The sequence below is a fragment of the Curtobacterium citreum genome (assembly GCF_006715175.1).
Lineage (GTDB): Bacteria > Actinomycetota > Actinomycetes > Actinomycetales > Microbacteriaceae > Curtobacterium > Curtobacterium citreum.
Genome location: NZ_VFMQ01000001.1, coordinates 2,764,289 through 2,780,200 on the forward strand (window position 1 = coordinate 2,764,289; position 15,912 = coordinate 2,780,200).

At 74.7% G+C, this 15,912-nt stretch carries 17 protein-coding genes and 1 riboswitch; of the genes, 3 read left to right on the forward strand and 14 right to left on the reverse strand.

Translation table 11 applies throughout. The features are described 5' to 3' along the window. Positions 1–61 precede the first annotated feature (61 nt). The 9 genes from FB462_RS13040 to FB462_RS17560 all read right to left on the reverse strand — a co-directional run bounded on the left by FB462_RS13040 (position 62) and on the right by FB462_RS17560 (position 10,971). Positions 62–592: a hypothetical protein gene (locus FB462_RS13040; protein WP_141862311.1), complete on the reverse strand. Its 531-nt coding sequence runs from the start codon at positions 590–592 to the stop codon at positions 62–64. Then, the gene (locus FB462_RS13045; protein ID WP_141862313.1) at positions 589–1,266 is read right to left on the reverse strand and encodes a TetR/AcrR family transcriptional regulator; all 678 of its coding nucleotides are present in this window, start codon (positions 1,264–1,266) and stop codon (positions 589–591) included. Before FB462_RS13045 ends, FB462_RS13040 begins: the two co-directional genes overlap by 4 nt. A gap of 92 nt (positions 1,267–1,358) precedes the next feature. Continuing rightward, positions 1,359–1,841, reverse strand: a complete 483-nt coding sequence (gene ribH, locus FB462_RS13050) for a 6,7-dimethyl-8-ribityllumazine synthase (RefSeq protein ID WP_114849743.1) — start codon at positions 1,839–1,841, stop codon at positions 1,359–1,361. Continuing rightward, entirely contained in the window at positions 1,838–2,599 is a 762-nt protein-coding gene (ribB, locus tag FB462_RS13055; RefSeq protein WP_373286833.1) for a 3,4-dihydroxy-2-butanone-4-phosphate synthase, read from the reverse strand. Before ribB ends, ribH begins: the two co-directional genes overlap by 4 nt. Continuing rightward, entirely contained in the window at positions 2,596–3,243 is a 648-nt protein-coding gene (locus tag FB462_RS13060; protein WP_114849744.1) for a riboflavin synthase, read from the reverse strand. Before FB462_RS13060 ends, ribB begins: the two co-directional genes overlap by 4 nt. Before the next feature lie 81 nt (positions 3,244–3,324). Continuing rightward, a riboswitch (FMN riboswitch) is annotated at positions 3,325–3,456 on the reverse strand. A gap of 317 nt (positions 3,457–3,773) precedes the next feature. After that, positions 3,774–6,212 (reverse strand): bifunctional lysylphosphatidylglycerol flippase/synthetase MprF, encoded by a 2,439-nt coding sequence (locus FB462_RS13065; protein ID WP_141862315.1) that lies wholly within the window; start codon positions 6,210–6,212, stop codon positions 3,774–3,776. Between the two features lie 86 nt (positions 6,213–6,298). After that, positions 6,299–7,624: an alpha/beta hydrolase gene (locus tag FB462_RS13070; protein ID WP_229666651.1), complete on the reverse strand. Its 1,326-nt coding sequence runs from the start codon at positions 7,622–7,624 to the stop codon at positions 6,299–6,301. A 172-nt stretch (positions 7,625–7,796) separates the two neighbouring features. After that, on the reverse strand, positions 7,797–9,482 hold the full coding sequence (locus FB462_RS17555) for an LPXTG cell wall anchor domain-containing protein (protein WP_141862317.1): 1,686 nt from the start codon (positions 9,480–9,482) through the stop codon (positions 7,797–7,799). Positions 9,483–9,570: 88 nt separating this feature from the next. Then, positions 9,571–10,971 (reverse strand): hypothetical protein, encoded by a 1,401-nt coding sequence (locus FB462_RS17560; protein WP_188868824.1) that lies wholly within the window; start codon positions 10,969–10,971, stop codon positions 9,571–9,573. 110 nt (positions 10,972–11,081) lie between these two features. Between FB462_RS17560 and FB462_RS13085 the strand changes: the two genes are divergently transcribed. Then, entirely contained in the window at positions 11,082–11,513 is a 432-nt protein-coding gene (locus tag FB462_RS13085) for a GNAT family N-acetyltransferase (RefSeq protein WP_114849747.1), read from the forward strand. Between the two features lie 46 nt (positions 11,514–11,559). On the opposite strand, the gene FB462_RS13090 is transcribed toward FB462_RS13085, so the two are convergent. The 3 genes from FB462_RS13090 to FB462_RS13100 all read right to left on the reverse strand — a co-directional run bounded on the left by FB462_RS13090 (position 11,560) and on the right by FB462_RS13100 (position 13,148). Next, a complete protein-coding gene (locus FB462_RS13090) occupies positions 11,560–12,087 on the reverse strand; it encodes an Lrp/AsnC family transcriptional regulator (protein ID WP_058741376.1) in 528 nt (175 codons plus the stop codon). Between the two features lie 121 nt (positions 12,088–12,208). Then, on the reverse strand, positions 12,209–12,724 hold the full coding sequence (locus FB462_RS13095; protein ID WP_141862319.1) for a hypothetical protein: 516 nt from the start codon (positions 12,722–12,724) through the stop codon (positions 12,209–12,211). Positions 12,725–12,755: 31 nt separating this feature from the next. Beyond that, the gene (locus FB462_RS13100; RefSeq protein WP_058741378.1) at positions 12,756–13,148 is read right to left on the reverse strand and encodes a DUF5997 family protein; all 393 of its coding nucleotides are present in this window, start codon (positions 13,146–13,148) and stop codon (positions 12,756–12,758) included. Between the two features lie 32 nt (positions 13,149–13,180). On the opposite strand from FB462_RS13100, the gene FB462_RS13105 reads away from it, so the two are divergent. Next, positions 13,181–13,993, forward strand: a complete 813-nt coding sequence (locus FB462_RS13105; protein ID WP_167510110.1) for a LysR family transcriptional regulator substrate-binding protein — start codon at positions 13,181–13,183, stop codon at positions 13,991–13,993. Next, complete coding sequence (locus FB462_RS13110) at positions 13,990–14,460, forward strand: GNAT family N-acetyltransferase (RefSeq protein ID WP_141862321.1); 471 nt, start codon at positions 13,990–13,992, stop codon at positions 14,458–14,460. The genes FB462_RS13105 and FB462_RS13110 overlap by 4 nt, the downstream gene beginning before the upstream one ends. 4 nt (positions 14,461–14,464) lie before the next feature. On the opposite strand, the gene FB462_RS13115 is transcribed toward FB462_RS13110, so the two are convergent. Both FB462_RS13115 and FB462_RS13120 read right to left on the reverse strand, forming a co-directional pair. Then, positions 14,465–15,184 carry a DJ-1/PfpI family protein gene (locus FB462_RS13115; protein WP_141862323.1) on the reverse strand — a complete coding sequence of 240 codons (720 nt, stop codon included), beginning with the start codon at positions 15,182–15,184 and terminating at the stop codon, positions 14,465–14,467. Positions 15,185–15,242: 58 nt separating this feature from the next. Continuing rightward, positions 15,243–15,881: a DNA-3-methyladenine glycosylase I gene (locus tag FB462_RS13120; RefSeq protein WP_058741382.1), complete on the reverse strand. Its 639-nt coding sequence runs from the start codon at positions 15,879–15,881 to the stop codon at positions 15,243–15,245. Positions 15,882–15,912: the final 31 nt, after the last annotated feature.

Below are 15,912 nucleotides of genomic sequence, written 5' to 3' on the forward strand. Positions count from 1 at the left end.
GGAGCCGACGTCGAACCACCCCCCACAGCTGGTTCGACGTCGGTTCCCTGGTTCGACGTGCCTACCCCAGCGGCGCGGGCACCGACACCGGCTCCGGCGCCGGGACCACGGCGGCGGTGCGGCGCAGCTGCCCGATCCGGGCGAGGGCACCCGCCACCGCGGCGGCGATCCCGAACGGCACCGCGTAGACCAGCCCGAACAGGAGCGCGTCGGCACGGAACGGGGCCGTGTACGAGGTCGCCCCCGTGATCACCTCGATCATCACCGCGGCGCTGAGCCCGGCCGTCACGGCCGTCCATCCGACGTGCGCCGCGTCCGAGTCCACCCGCCGCAGGCACCGACCGACGCCGTACGTGACCGGCAGGACGACGATCGCCGCCCCGAGCGCCGGCAGCGCCGAGGTGAGCGGGACGGCGACCGCCCACCACAGGACCGACCAGTCGAGGCCTCCGTTCCCGGGGCCGAGGACGAGGACCTGCATCGCAGCGAGGGTGACGGCCGGCAGCGTCACGAGGACCAGCCAGCCGTACGCGCGGGCCTCGAGCTCGACGGACTCGGCGACGGTCCAACCGCGCCCCGGTCCGGCGGTCACGCGTCCCGCCCGGCGACGATGCCGACGATCTCGGTGACCGTGCGGCGGAAGGGCCGGACGCGGAGCATCGGCAGGGCGAAGCGGAGCACCCCGAGGGCCGTGTCGACGAGCCGGTCCGTCCGACGCTGGTCGGGCGAGGTGTCGTACACCCAGAACAGCGTGACGAGCAGGTAGGCGGTCCACAGCGCCCGCGGCAGGTCCTCGCCGAGCGGCGCGGGGAGCTTCGTACGGGAACCGTCGACGGCCTGACGGAAGAGCCCGAGCACGACGTCGCGCGCCGGCGCGGACTCCGGCGACATCGGGTTGTTCGGGGACCCGGGCGCGATCGCGGTCGTCAGGAACTGCGGCGCGATCCCGTGCCAGGACCGGAGGTTCGCCAGGCCCGTCCGCACGACGACCCCCACGCGGTCGGCGAGCTCCTCGACGCCCTCGAGCTCCGGGGTGGCTCGGGCGACGTGCTCGTGCTGCACCTCGACGTAGAGCTCCTGGACCAGGTGGTCCTTCGTCGGGAAGTGGTAGTAGGCGTTGCCGACCGACAACCCGGCCTCGTCCGCGATCCCCCGCATGGTCGTGCCGTCGTACCCGCGTTCGCGGAGGGACCGGATCGCCACCTCGCGGATGCGGGCCCGCGTGCGGTCGCGCTTCGTCACCGGCGCGGCGTCATTTTCGAACATGTTCAAAAACTACACCTCGGACCGCTCCCGGGCACGACGACGACGAGCACCCCGCACGAGGTGTGCGGAGTGCTCGTCGTGGGGGTCGGAGGTCAGCCGGCCATCTGGCGCAGGCTCCGGAGGGACACGGCCGTGGCGATCGCGGCGTGCGCGGCCTCGGCTCCCTTGTCCTCCTTCGACCCGGGCAGGCCGGCGCGGTCGAGGCCCTGCTGTTCGTCCTCGAGCGTCAGCACGCCGAAGCCGACAGGCTTGCCGGTGTCGATCGCCACCCGGGTCAGGCCGCTCGTCGCCGCGTCCGAGACGAACTCGAAGTGCGGGGTCCCGCCGCGGATGATCACCCCGAGGGCGACGACCGCGTCGAAGCCGGACTCGAGCGCCGCCTTCGCGACGACCGGCAGTTCGAAGCTCCCCGGCACGGGAACGACCTGCGCCGTCGCGCCGAGCCGCTGCACCTCGCGCTGTGCGCCGGCGAGCAACCCGCCCGCGATCGTCTCGTGCCACTGCCCGGCGACGATCGCCACCCGGACGCCCGTCCCGTCGACGTGGTCGCGCTCCGCGGCTCCTGCTCCGCTCATCGTGTGGTCCCTTCGGTGGACGCGACGTCCGTCGCTGCCCGGTCGGCCGCGTCGAGCCAGTCGACGAGTGCGGCGATGGTGATGACGGGCACGCCCTCGCGTGCCCCGAGTTCGACGAGCTGCGGCAACCGCATCATCTCGCCGTCGTCGCCGACGATCTCGCAGATCGCCGCGGCGGGCCGGAGCCCTGCCGCGGTGACGAGCTCGATCGAGGCCTCGGTGTGCCCGGCGCGCTCCCGGACCCCACCTGGTCGCGCGCGCAGCGGGACGACGTGCCCCGGACGGTGCAGGTCGTCGCGCACGGACGTCGGGTCCGCGAGCACCCGGAGCGTCCTGGCGCGGTCGTGCGCGCTGATGCCGGTCGTGACCCCGACCGCGGCGTCGACGGTGACCGTGTAGGCGGTGCCCCGGACGTCCTCGTTGTGCGCGACCATCGGCGGCAGGTCGAGCGCGTCCGCGATGTCCGCGCTGACCGGGGCGCAGATGAACCCGGACGAGTGCGCCACGGTCCAGGCGATCCACTCCGGCGTCGCGAGCTCCGCGGCGAGGACGACGTCGCCCTCGTTCTCGCGGTGCTCGTCGTCCGCCACGATCACGGGCCGACCCGCCGCGATGGCCGCGACGGCGTCCTCGACCGAGGAGAGACCCCGGGTCGCGGACGGGCCCGAACCAGCCGCGGTCGGGCCGGAGCCCGCCACGGGCGCGCCGGAGTCGGCCACGGGCAGGGGCACGACGTGCGCGGCGTCGAGGGCACTCACCGTGCCTCCAGGGCGGGTTCCGCGGCGACCGCCGCGTCGAGCCGGAGCATGCGCCGGACGTGGCGGGCGAGGACGTCGGTCTCGATGTTCACGCGGTCGCCGGGGACGCGTTCCCCGAGGGTCGTCGCGGTGAGCGTCTCGGGGATCAGGCTGACCTCGAACCAGGCGGACGCCGGGTCGGTGGTCTCGTCGGAGACGGCGCTGACGGTGAGCGAGACGCCGTCGATCGCGACCGAGCCCTTGTCGACGACGAGCGGGCTGAGGTCCGGTGCGAGCGAGAACCGCACGCGCCGCCACCCGTCGCCGTCGTTCGTCGACAGGACGGTCGCGGTGCCGTCGACGTGCCCCTGCACGATGTGGCCGCCGAGCCGGTCGCCGACCGAGGCCGCGCGCTCGAGGTTCAGGCGGTCCCCCACGGCGAGCGAGCCGTGCGCGCTCATGTCGAGGGTCTGCGCCATGACGAAGGCCGTGAAGGTGTCGTCGGTCCGCTCGACCACGGTCAGGCAGACGCCGCTCGTGGCGATGGAGTCGCCGTGCCGGGCGTCCGCGACCACGACCGGTCCGCGGACGGTGAGCGCGACGGAGTCGCCGTGCTGCTCGACGGCGGTGACGGTGCCGAGTTCCTCGATGATGCCGGTGAACACTGGTGTCCTCTCAACGGGACTCCGGGTGTGCTCGACGGACGTCGGCATCGGCGGGAGGGGACGACGGATCGCCCTGCCCGCCAGCGCTTCCTCCCATCCGGACTCTCACCGTCGGTCCCGGAGTCCCACCGGGTCAGCCTCGGTCGGGCGTACCCGACGTCAGCTCGTGGACTGTCACCACCGGTTCGGAATTGCACCGACCCCGGAGCGCTTGCGTACCCCGAACCATACCCCACCCCACCGGCACGACGTCCGGCCGGTTGCGCGGTGTGACGTGGCGGGACTGGGTGGGCCGGAGAACGCGGGCGCGAGACGGCTCGGAGTCACCGAGACGCCCCCGGATCCGGCGGCGTCTCGCGCACAAGGCGGCGTCTCGCGCACACGGCGGCGTCTCGACAGCTCGGCGGCGCCTCGACAGCTCGGCGGCGCCTCGGCAGGGCGGGACCGTCCCGTCGTGTGGGGGCGGGACGGACGGGAGGATCGTGGCGGGGCCCGCCACGATCCTCCCGTCCGTCGTCGCGGACCGCCCGTCAGCCGCGACCGCGCACCAGGGCGACCGCCTGCCGGAGCGACAGGTCGGGCAGGTACGCCCGCACGACCGCGATGCCGATCGACGGCAGCGCGACCGGGTCCGGGTATGCGAGCACGAGCGGGTGCAGGTCCGGACCGAACTTCGCCTTGAACCGCAGGAGCGACCGGAACCCGTAGACCGGCTCGAGCACCCCGCCGACCAGGTCGAGCAGGTTCTGCACGCCGTCGCTCGACGGCGGTGCGTCCCCCGACGACGCGAGCGGCGCCGCGGACAGGCTGAGCCGCTCGACGCCGTCCTCGCGCATCCGGTCCGCGGCGCTGGCGACCAGGAACTCCATCACGCCGTTCGGGGCCGCGGCGGTGCGGCGCATCACGTCGAGGGTCCAGCCGACGACGCGTCCCTCGCGGAACGTGGGCAGCCAGCTCGTCACCGCGAGGACCGTGCCCGCGGCGTCGAGCGCGACGAGGGTGCGGACGGCCGGGTCGCGCATCTCGTCGATCCCGCCGAGCGTGAAGCCCATCTCCGGCAGCTCCCGCTCGGAGACCCACTCCTCGGAGATCGCCTCGATCTGCCGGGTGGTGGCCACGGGCAGGTCCTGCCACGACGACCACAGCGCGGTGATGCCCTCGCGCTTCGCCTTGTTCACCGAGGTGCGGACGTCCTGCTTCTTCTTGCCGGTGGTCGTCCACGTGCGGGGGTCGAAGTCGGCGTCCTCGGCGACGGGGAGCGTCGCCCAGCCCTGCCCCGTGAGGTGCTCGGCCGCGGTGGCCTCGATGCCGTAGAACACCGCCGTCCATCCGTTGTCGTCGCAGTACCGGGCGAACTCGGTCATCGCCCGGTCGCGGGCGTCCGGCCACCCGAACGGCCCGCCGACCGTCACCGCGACCCGGCCGTTGCGCCGGAACGCGACCCCGGCGCGGCCGTCGGCGGCGAACCAGTAGGCGTTGCCCTGCCACGTCGTCATCCACCCGAAGGTGTCGCCGCCCGCGGCCTCCAGGAGTGCGCGGGCGCGGGCGCGGTCCATACCGACCTCGTCGGTGTCGAGCGCGTGCGGCGCGGCGCCGGTCGGCCGGATCGCGGCGAGCGCGATGACGGTCCACAGCAGGGGGCCGGAGACGCCGAGCACGAACCGGAGCGCGGGGTCCATCGCGGGCAGCCGGTCCCAGAACGTCACCGGGGACAGCGGGCCGAGCACGGCGATCACCAGGCGGAAGGGGTCGGGGACCCGCTGGGGCGACGAGGCCGCGGTGACGAGCACGACCACGACGATGACCGCGGCGGCCGCGAGCACGACGACCGCGAAGGTGGCGATGCGACGGCGGGACGGCAGCACCGTGAACGACCGGCGCAGGACGACGAGCACGAGCGCGGTCGCGAGCGGCACGACGATGGACGCGGCGATCGACAGGTCCACCACGACCAGGTTCTCCGATGCGTGCAGCTGCTGGACCCGACCGGGGACGGCACTGTAGGTGACCGCTGCGGCGATCGCGGTGACCAGGTCGACGGCGACGACGAGCCAGACCGCGAAGCGGCTCCCCCGGAACAGCCCGAGACCGCCCACGACCAGGACGAGCAGCGGTGCGACGGCGAGCAGGAGGGTCCAGGGGTCGGTCGCCCGGTAGTCGAGGAGCCCGCGCAGGCACGTGTCCACCGCGCCGTCGGCGTGGCAGCCGCGGACCGGGGTCACCGGGCCGGCCCCGACGACCGCGGCGAGCGGCGCGAGGAGTCCGACGCGGGCGCGCGACACGAGCGCGATGACCGGGCCGACCGCGGACACGAGCACGACGGTCCCGAGGAGCACACGGGTCTCGCGGTGCGAGCTGCGCACCCAGCCGATGCGGGCCGGACCGCTCCGGAGCATCGTCCCGAGGCCCCAGCCGACGAGGGCGGCGAACGCGGCGTACAGGTCCGAGACGTGCCCGGCGTAGAGCAGGAGCGCGGCGACGACCGCGAAGGCGTTGACCCGGATGCGGCGACGCCAGAGCGGCCCGGCGAAGGCGCTCGCGGTGACGATCGTCCCGACCATCGCGGTCCACGGGTCGAAGCTCGTCGCCCGGCCGAGCAGGAGCGAACCGATCGGACGGCCGTCCGGGTCGAGGAACGCGGTGAGCGCGCCGAGGCCGGTGCCGACGACCGTCGTGACGACGAAGGCGGTGACCGTGCGCCACGGCCCCATCAGGCGCTCGGACGCGCCGAGCAGCACGACGACGCCGACGATCGTGGCGACGAGTGCGAGCAGGCCGGTCGACGCGGCGAAGACCCGGAGCGGCCCGAAGTGTGACGGCGTGATGCCGTGGGAGACCCGGAGGACCACACCGACCACCGAGGTCACGAGCACGAGCAGCACGACGACGGTGGTGACGGGGTACCGGCGGACCGACCGGCCGACGGTCCGGGCGGCTGCGACGGTGGCCGCCTGGACCTTGCCGGGCATGCGCGGCTCCCGTGGTCCGGGGGCGCCCTGGGGGGAAGTGCCCGGCGCGGTGCCGGAGTCCGGCGGCGCCGTCGCCGTCTGGTCGTTCACAGGGTGCCTTCCGCTGCCGGGAGACCGAGGTGCGCCAGCACCGGGGGCAGCCCGTGCGCGAGCACGTACCGCACGGTGTTCCAGTCGTGGGCGGACCCGGGCGAGACGAAGGTCTGCGTCTGCATCCCGGCCCGCTCCGCGGCGGTCCGGAGCGTCTCGGTCGACGCCGTGTACGGGGCGTCGTCCTGACCGTAGCCGAAGACCGTGAGGTGGTCGCGGTACGGCGCGTGTGCCGCCATCAGGGCGACGGGCATCGCGGCGCGGTAGGCGGCGGCGTCCCCGCCGAACCCGAGCGCGATGGTCTGCTGCACGCTGCCGTTCTTCGGACCGATCTCGCTCGAGATCGCCAGGGCGGTACCGAACACGTCCGGGTGCGCGGCGGAGAGCTGCATCGCGCAGGTCGCCCCCTCGGAGAAGCCGGCGACGGCCCAGTGCGACGGGCCGCTCTCGACCGGCAGGTGCGACTGGATCCAGTCCACGGTGTCGGTCATGATGTACGTCTCGCTCCGGCCGAGTCGACGCGAGTCCAGGCACATCGGGTTGCGGTTCGGCGCCCCGAGCTGGTCCGGCGACACGACGATCGGCCCGAGGCCCTGGTGTGCCGCGGCGTAGTGGTCGAGGTACTGCCCCATGTTGCCGGTCTGGAACAGGTCGGCGGGCTGTCCGGGCTGCCCCGAGAAGGCGATGATGACGGGGAGCTTCGGCGGGTTCGCGACCCGGGCCGCCGGCGGCAGCCACACCACGGCCTTGCGGGCGCGGAAGTGGGACACCGTGCCGGGGATCGCCACGCTGATGGTCTCGCCGGTCTTCGGCATGCCCGCCGGGGCCTGCCACCCGGAGAGGTCGGTCGCGGGGGTCGCCGAGCTGCTGCGCTCCGCCAGCTTGACGGTCTTGTAGGGGCTCGTCGCGATGGCCTGCTGCACGTTCTTGTAGAAGCCGAAGTCGACGTTCACGCCCAGGCCCGCAGACAGGACGACCGCGGCCGCGGCGGCCACCGCCAGTCCACGGCGACGCCACCCGCCCTGGACGAGGACGACCAGGAGCAGGGCGACCCCGGCGAACGCGAACGCCACCCACATCCGGGTGATCGGCGTGAAGGCGACGCCGAACAGGTCCTGCACGTCACCCGTCCACCACACCGCGACGAGGCCGACCACGGCACCGAGCACACCGGCACCGACGCGGAACGCGAGCCGCCGTCCGCGGTGCCGTTCCCGCGCCGGTCCGACGAGGACCCAGGCCGCCAGGACGGCCGTGATGACGTAGACCGGGACGAGGACCGCCCGGCCGGTGATCGGGATGCGCAGGAGTTCGTGGAGCACGCTCTCATCGTGGCGCTCCCCCGCTGCCGCGGGGCCGCGCAAGCGCTTCCACTGCGCACAGGTTCGGTACCGAGTGCTCCCAGGGAACGTTCGGTGTCGTCCAAGCCTGCGCTTCGACGGCGCACGGGTCGGAGGGGCACCGCGGACGGTGCCCCTCCGACCCGTGGTGGTGTCAGCCGAGCCGCTTGCGCAGGACCAACGCCCCGGCTCCCGCCATCAGCAGCAGCAGCGCGACCGCCGCGGGCAGCGTCTGCGACGCGGCTCCGGTGTACGCGAGCTGCGGCTGTCCGGCCTGCGTCGTCGACGTGGTCGCGACGGTCGGACGGGAGGCGGTGGTCACCTCGGTCGCGGCGGCGACCGTGGTGGTCGTGGTCGCGACCGGCACCGTGGTCACGACGGGCGTCGTGCCGTCGGTCCCGGTGCCGGGCGTGCCCGGGGTGCCGGGCGTGCCGGGCTCACCAGGGGTTCCCGGAGTGCCGGGCGTCCCGGGCGTTCCCGGGGTGCCGGGCGTTCCCGGGGTGCCGGGCGTTCCCGGGGTGCCGGGGGTGCCGGGGGTGCCCGGGGTGCCGGGGGTGCCCGGGTCGGTCCCGGTGCCGGGGGTGGTGCTCGTGCCGTCACCGACGACGCCGATGCCGTTCCCGCCGATGGTGACCGGGATGCTGATCACGGGGACGATCTGCGTCCCGGACAGCAGGCCGCCGGCGCCGGAGGTCGTGCCACCGGCCGTCGGGACCGTGGAACCCGTGCCCGAGCCGGTCCCACCGGTCGAGGTCGACGTGCCGTCACCGACGACACCGATCCCGTTGCCACCGATCGTCACCGGCAGGCTCACCACCGGCGACACCTGCGTGCCCGAACCGATGCCGTCCTCACCCGAGGTCGTACCACCCGCCGACGGGGTCGTGGAACCCGTGCCCGAGCCGGTCCCACCGGTCGAGGTCGACGTGCCGTCACCGACGACACCGATCCCGTTGCCACCGATCGTCACCGGCAGGCTCACCACCGGCGACACCTGCGTGCCCGAACCGATGCCGTCCTCACCCGAGGTCGTACCACCCGCCGACGGCGCCGCCGGAGCAGCCGGCGCCGCCGGGCCCGTGGCGGTCGACGTGCCGTCACCGAGGAGCCCGATCCCGTTGCCGGTCACGGTCACCGGGACCGAGACGACCGGGGCGACCTGCGTGCCCGAGGCGACGCCGTCCTGACCCGACGTCGTCGGCTCGGCAGCGGGCGCCGCGGGTGCTGCGGGCGCCGCCGGTGCTGCGGGAGCCGGGGTCGGCGCCGTCGCGGTGGCGTCCCCGAGGACACCGACCGCGTTGCCGCCGACCGTGACCGGAGCGGTGACGTCACCGACGACCTGGGTGCCGGAGCCGATGCCGTCCTCGCCGGACGTCACGGGTGCCGGAGCGGCCGGAGCGGGAGCCGGAGCCGGAGCGGCCGGGGCCGGAGTGCTCGTGGTGGCGTCGCCGCCGACTGCGACCGCGGTGCCGGAGACGGCGACCGGGGCGGTGACCACCGGGGCCACCTGGGTCCCCGAGGCCACGCCGTCCGCGCCCGACGTGACGGGCGCAGGAGCGGGGGTCGAAGCCGCAGGAGCGGGGGCCGGAGCCGCGGGAGCGGGCGCCGCCGGGGCCGGAGCGGGCGCTGCCGGAGCGGGAGCGGAGACGGCGTCGCCGAGCACCCCGAGAGCGTTCCCGGCGACGGACACCGGGGCGCTCACGGACGGCGCGACCTGGGTGCCGGACAGGATGCCGTCCGCGCCGGAGGTCGTCGCGGCGTTCGCGGCCGCTGCCCCTCCGAGCGTCAGGCCTCCGAGGCAGAGGGCGAACCACAGCCCCCTGGAGACGTGCTTGTTCATGGTCGTGTCACTTCCTGATCGAGATCGTCACCGACCGCTGGTGCGGTCGGGAGGTGCGTGCCTGCCGGGCTGGACAGGCGCACCGACCTCAGTCAGGAGCGACGTCGTGGTCGCCGACGACCGACGCGGGGACCACGTCGTCGTCGAGCGTGCCGCGTGACCCCGCGGCGAGGGAGACCTGGGTGCCGACGGTGCCGTCGACGCCGACCGGTGCAGCCCCGGCGGAACCGGAGCCACCGCCGGAGCCGGAGCCCGTCGATCCGCCACCGCCCGGCAGCGGGACGACCCGGTCGCCGTCGGCGGGCACGCGGAGTGCGGTGCCGTCGACCGTGACCGATCCCGCGGCGCCCGTCGTGGCGTGCTCGGCGGCGACCCCGCGAACGGGGACGATCGACGTCGTGCTCGCGACCAGCTGGTCGTCGCTCGCGGGTCCGGCGCTCGCGGACGGCGCGGCCGCCGCGAAGGCGACCGGACCGGCCGGATCCCCTGCGGACGCCGGTGCCGGCACCGCGACGGTGCTGCCGCCGGGGAGTGCCGTGGACGTCGGCACGGTCTGGCCGGGCACGGGGACGCCGGGCGTCGGCAGGGCCGGGACCGGGAGGGACGGCACGGGCAGCACCGGCGCGGGCAGGGGCAGGACGGCCTCGACCGGTCCGACGACGTCGCCGACGGTCTCGGGGAGCGTGCCGACCGTTCCGCCGACGACGCCGAGGGTGTCGTCGACCACACCCGTGACCGGAGCGACGACCGTCCCCACGGTGTCGTCGCTGAGGAGCGTGCCCGTCAGCGGGAGCGCGCCGACGACGGTGTCGACGGCCTCGACGACCGCGGTCACCGGCCGGGCGTCGGTCACCGACTGCACGGTGCCGGTGACCGGCTCGAGGACGGATACGAGCGTGCCGGAGAGCGGCCGGGAGGCGGTGCTCGTCTCGGACACGTCCGGAGCCCCCGTTGTCATCCCGACTCCGGCAGCAGCGGGTGCGGCAGGAGCGGGAGCAGCAGGTGCGGCAGCAGCAGGTGCGGCAGGAGCGGGTGCAGGAGCAGCGGGTGCCGCAGGAGCCGGCGCCGCAGGCGAGGAAGCAGCCGGCGCGGGTGCCGCCGCGGCGGGGGCAGGCGCGGCAGGAACGGGAGCGGGAGCAGCGGGAACGGGTGCGGCAGGGACCGGAGCCGGGGCAGGTGCGGCCGGAGCGGGCGCCGGAGCCGGGGCAGGTGCGGCCGGAGCGGGCGCCGGAGCCGGCACGGCCTTCCGGACGGGCGCGACGGACTGGTCGACCACGGAGCCGACCTCGCCGGTGACGCCCTGGACGGTCCCGCCGAGGTCCTGCACGAGTCCACCGACGATGCCCCGCTGCTGCGGCGCTCCCTCGGCGGCAGCGGCCGGCCGGGCACCGAGCACGAGCGAGAGCAGCACGAGGGCAGCGGCGACCCCGACGCCCGCGAGGACGATCCGGAGCAGCGCGCGCCAGGGGTCGCGCAACGGCTGGTCCATGCGCTCACCTCCTGATCTCGGCTGCGCACGTAGAGTGGTTGGCCGGTACGGTACGCCGTCCCGCTCCGGATCGGAACCCTTTCTGGAGGATTCTTCGAGAAAGGCCGGTCGTGACCTCGATCTTCCACGCCCCCACGCGCAACCTGGACGTCGTCACGCTGCACGAGCTGCTGCGCCTGCGGCAGGACGTCTTCGTCGTCGAGCAGGAGTGCGCCTACCCGGACATCGACGGCCGCGACCTCGAGCCGGGCACGCTGCAGTTCTGGGCCGGGCAGGGCTCGGTCGACGCCACCCTGCGCCTGCTCCGCGAGGCCGACGGCACGGAGCGGATCGGTCGCGTCGCCACCGCTCGGCACGCCCGCGGACAGGGCCTCGGAGCCCGGCTCATGGAGGCCGCCATCGCCGAGTCACGCTCCGGCTCGATCGCGATCAACGCCCAGGCGCACCTCGAGCAGTGGTACGCCCGGTTCGGCTTCGTGCGCTCCGGCGAGGACTTCCTCGAGGACGCCATCCCGCACGTCCCGATGACCCGGCAGCGCTGACCCGACAGGGCTGACCCGGCAGCGCTGACCGGACGAGGCGCCCCGCTCAGGCCCGCCAGCGCCGCAGCTCGTCGAACGACCGGCCCTGCTGCGCCCGGTCGGCCACGAGTCGCTCGAACACGATGTTCGTCTGCGTCGTCGCGACCGAGGGGTCCCCGCTCAGCTCGTCCGCGACGAAGTCCCGCAGCTGCTCGGTGGACGTGCACGCGATGTGCACGAGGAAGTCCTTGTCGCCGGCGAGGAACGACACGTCCTGCACGACCGGCACCCGGAGCAGGCGCTTCGCGAACTCGCGCAGCTCGTGCCGGGCGGCGGCGTGCACGCGGACGGATACCATCGCCTCGATCGCGAACCCGAGCCCCGCGACGTCCACGTCCGCCCGGTAGCCCCGGATCAGCCCGGCGTCCTCGAGCGCCCGCACCCGGGCGAGGCACGTCGACGGTGCCACCCCCACGGCGGCCGCGAGCCGGTTGTTCGGGATCCGGGCGTCGGCGGCAAGGGTCCAGAGGATGCGCTCGTCGACCTCGTCGAGGCGCGGCGCGGGATCGGGGCGGCGTGCTGGTCGGTCGGACACGCCCCGACGCTACCGCGAGCCGGTCCGCCCGCGCACCGGAGCACCGGGCCGACCGCCGGACCCGGCGATCGGAACGGGGCGGGCCGACGGGCGGAGGCGGGTCGTGCCTCCAGGCCGTGGGTCACATGGCGAGCGTCATGCCGATGACGGCGACCGTCATCGCGAAGACCTCGCCGCTGCGGACCGCGCGACGGTCCGCCCGGCCCCACTCGTACCGGAGCAGCCAGCCGCTGAACGCGCAGTAGCCGATCACCCCGGCGCCGAGCACGGCGGACAGGGCCACGCCGTGTCCAGCATGGTCGTCGACCAAGCCGGTCGCGTGCCCCATCAGGAGCATGCCGGCCATCACGACCGACGACAGCGCCCGGTGCACGTCCATGGGCTCCGCCCGTCGCCCGTCGGGGCGGCGACGACGCATCACCGGCAGCGGGGCGAGGAGGAGCAGCGCCGTCGCGGCCAGGAGCGTCCAGACGGAACCGACCTGCGCCACCGGCAACACCATCGCGACGAGCATGACCGTCGCGGGCACGATCACGCCGGGCCGGGGACGGTAGCGATCGCCGACGATGCAGCACACCGACGCGAACTGCGGCACGACGAGCATCGCGTCGGCGACGGTCTCGTGCGCGGCGGTCATGGCGTGCGGTGGTCGGGGTGGGGCCGGGTGGTCAGTCCTGGGCGGCGCGGGCCGCGGCCTTCTCGGCGCGCTGCTGCTTCACGCGGGCGTTCTCGGCGTGCACCTCGGCCTGGGTCGCGCGCTCACGGACGAGCCACTCGGGCATCTCCTGCAGCAACTCCTTGACCTGGGCGGTCGTGAGCGGCTCGTCGATGCCGGCACGGTTCAGGCCGGAGATCGAGACGCCGAGCTTCTGGGCGACGACGGGGCGCGGGTGCGGGCCGTCGCGACGGAGGTCCTCGAGCCACGCCGGCGGCTGCGTGCGGAGCTCGTCGAAGGCGGTCCGCGTGACGAGACCCTCGCGGAAGGACTCCGGGGCGGCCGCCAGCAGGATGCCGAGCTTCTTCGCAGCCGTCTCGGCCTTCATCGTCTGTTCCTGCGCCATGGGTCTAGGGTACGGCCCCTATGCTCGGTTGCATGACCGCGGCCCTCACCATCGCCTTCGTCCCGGGGGTCTCCCCCGCGAAGTGGGTCCGGGTCTGGCGGGAACGCTTCCCGGACGCCACCCTCGGCCTGCTCCCGATCGGCCACGACGGGGTCGACGAGGCCCTCGCCGGCGAGGCCGACATGGCCTTCGCGCGGATGCCCGTCGGCGTACACCTGAACGCCATCCCGCTCTGGACCGAGACGGCCGTCGTCGCGATGCCGAAGGACGCGCCCCTCGCCGCCTCCGACGTCGTCTCCGACACCGACCTGGCCGACGTGCACGTCGTCGACGCCGGTCCGGTCCCCGCCGACGTCGCCGCGGTGCTCGACCTGGTCGAGGCGAACGTCGGCGTCGCGGTGCTCCCGCAGTCGCTCTTCCGCGCCGCGAGCCGGAAGGACCTGGTCGCTCGCCCACTGGCGGACGCCGCGGGGACCCGGATCGCGCTCGTCTGGCGGGACGCGGACGCGTCCGAGACGACGGAGGAGTTCATCGGCGTGGTGCGTGGGCGGACCGCCAACAGTTCGCGTGCTGCGCAGGACCGGCCAGGAGGCACTCCGGACGCCGACGACGACGGCTCGCGTGGGTCGCGGGGTGGCTCCGGCACGGGTCGGGCCGGCACGGGTGGGCGCGGCGGAGGGCGCGGCTCGGGCACCGGGAGCGGCGGCGGCAAGGCCACCGCGAAGCAGGCGTCCGGCGGCAAGGCCGGGGGCAAGGGCGCGCGGAAGCCCCGCGGGACCGGCCGACCGGGCACACAGCGGCTCGGGAACGGCAAGCCGAAGCGCGGCTCCAAGGGGAACCGGTGACCGGGACGCAGCTCGTCCCGATGCCGGCGGACCGGATCCCGGGGTGGCTGGACCGCACGATGGCCGAGTACGTCGCGTCCCGCATGCGCTCCGGCGAGACCCGCGAGCAGGCCGAGGCGAACAAGCAGAAGTCGCTCGACCAGTGGTTCCCGGGCGGCGCTCCCCTGCCGGAGCACTTCGTGTGGGACGTGGTCGACGACGCCGGAGACGTGGCCGGGTACCTCTGGATCGGACCGTTCTCGGTCGGCAGCGCGGAGTGGTGGGTGTTCGACGTCGAGGTCGACGAGGAGCACCGGCGGCGCGGGCACGCCCGACGGGCGCTCGAGGCCGGGCAGCGGGTCGCCCGTGAGCACGGCGCGACGTCGATCGGCCTGAACGTCTTCGGCTACAACACCGGGGCGCAGGACCTGTACGCGCAGCTCGGGTACCGCGTCACCGCGACGCAGATGCAGCTCCCGCTGGACTGAACCGTCAGGGCAGCACCGCTGCGGCAGCCTGCGCGACGCGGGCACCCCGACGTGCCTCGGTGTCGGCGCGGGCCGCGGTGACCACCAGGGCGTCCGCGCGGAGGGCCGACCCGGCCTCGAACGGCGGCTGCGGGTCGTACTCGAGCTGCAGCTGGATCCGCTCGGCGACGGGCTGCCCGGCGAGCTCCGCCGCAAGCCACAGCGCCATGTCGATCCCGGCGCTCACCCCGGCCGCGGTCACGACGGAGCCGTCGGTCACGACCCGCTCCGGCACCGGTTCGGCGCCGAACGCCTCGAGCAGGGGCGCCGACGCCCAGTGCGTCGTCGCCCGCTTCCCCGCGAGGAGCCCGGCGGCCCCGAGCACGAACGCTCCCGTGCACACCGAGACCACCCAGGTGGCACGCTCGGCCTGCCGTCGGACGAACGCCACCACCGCGGGGTCGAGCATCGCGTCGAAGGCGCCGTCCCCGCCCGGGACGACGAGCACGTCGGCGTCGGCGGCGGTCTCGAGGGTCCGGGTCGGGACGACGGCGAACCCGCAGTCGGTGGCGACCGGGTCGAGCGTCGCGGCGACGTACTCGGCCCGGGCACCCGGCACGCGGGTGAGGACCTGCGCCGGGCCGGTCAGGTCGAGCTGCGTCACCGGGGGGAACAGCAGGAACGCGATCCGTACCTCGGCCGGGTCGTGCCCGCGCTCGGCGTCCGGTGTCGTGTCGGCGTCCATGCCGCGACCCTAGCCCCGGCGGGTCGGGTCGGGTCGTTCCGCTCGGTGCCGGTCCCGCTCAGGCCCAGACGCCGGAGGTCCCGCGGCGGTGGCTGCCGAGCAGGTGCGTGTCGACGATGCCGAGCGCCTCCATCAGGGCGTGCATCGTGGTCGGTCCGACGAACGCGAACCCGCGCTTCCGCAGGGCCTTCGACAGGGCGACGGACTCGGGGCTCGTGGTCGGCACCTCGGCGGCGGTCCGGGGCGCCGGGGTGGCGTCGGGGCGGAAGGACCACACGAGGTCCGCCAGACCGCCGTCCGCGCGGAGGGCGACCGTGGCGTTCGCGTTGGTGATGGTCGCCCGGATCTTCGCCTGGTTCCGCACGATGCCGGCGTCGGCCATCAGTCGTGCGACGTCGTCCTCGTCGAAGCGCGCGACCGTGTCCGGGTCGAAGTCCGCGAAGGCTGCGCGGAACGCCGGACGCTTCGCCAGGATCGTGCGCCAGGAGAGCCCGGACTGGAACGCCTCGAGCGAGAGGCGCTCGAACACCCCACGCTCGTCGTGCACGGGCATCCCCCACTCGGTGTCGTAGTAGTCGCGGAGCATCGCGTCGGTGGCGGCCCACACCGGGCGGGCGAGACCGTCCTCCCCCGTGACGAGGTCGGTCGTCGCGGTCGTGCGTTCGTCGGCGGGCGGGGCCACGGGTTCGTCGGTCACCCTGCCATCTTGGCGGCCGGCACCGACGACG

What these genes read in the sequence shown, in the direction of transcription:
- FB462_RS13045 (WP_141862313.1), bottom strand. Translation starts at nt 1,266, where the DNA reads ATGTTCGAAAATGACGCCGCGCCGGTGACGAAGCGCGACCGCACGCGG.
- ribH (WP_114849743.1), bottom strand. Translation starts at nt 1,841, where the DNA reads ATGAGCGGAGCAGGAGCCGCGGAGCGCGACCACGTCGACGGGACGGGC.
- FB462_RS13065 (WP_141862315.1), bottom strand. Translation starts at nt 6,212, where the DNA reads ATGCCCGGCAAGGTCCAGGCGGCCACCGTCGCAGCCGCCCGGACCGTC.
- FB462_RS17555 (WP_141862317.1), bottom strand. Translation starts at nt 9,482, where the DNA reads ATGAACAAGCACGTCTCCAGGGGGCTGTGGTTCGCCCTCTGCCTCGGA.
- FB462_RS17560 (WP_188868824.1), bottom strand. Translation starts at nt 10,971, where the DNA reads ATGGACCAGCCGTTGCGCGACCCCTGGCGCGCGCTGCTCCGGATCGTC.
- FB462_RS13095 (WP_141862319.1), bottom strand. Translation starts at nt 12,724, where the DNA reads ATGACCGCCGCGCACGAGACCGTCGCCGACGCGATGCTCGTCGTGCCG.
- FB462_RS13100 (WP_058741378.1), bottom strand. Translation starts at nt 13,148, where the DNA reads ATGGCGCAGGAACAGACGATGAAGGCCGAGACGGCTGCGAAGAAGCTC.
- FB462_RS13105 (WP_167510110.1), top strand. Translation starts at nt 13,181, where the DNA reads ATGACCGCGGCCCTCACCATCGCCTTCGTCCCGGGGGTCTCCCCCGCG.
- FB462_RS13115 (WP_141862323.1), bottom strand. Translation starts at nt 15,184, where the DNA reads ATGGACGCCGACACGACACCGGACGCCGAGCGCGGGCACGACCCGGCC.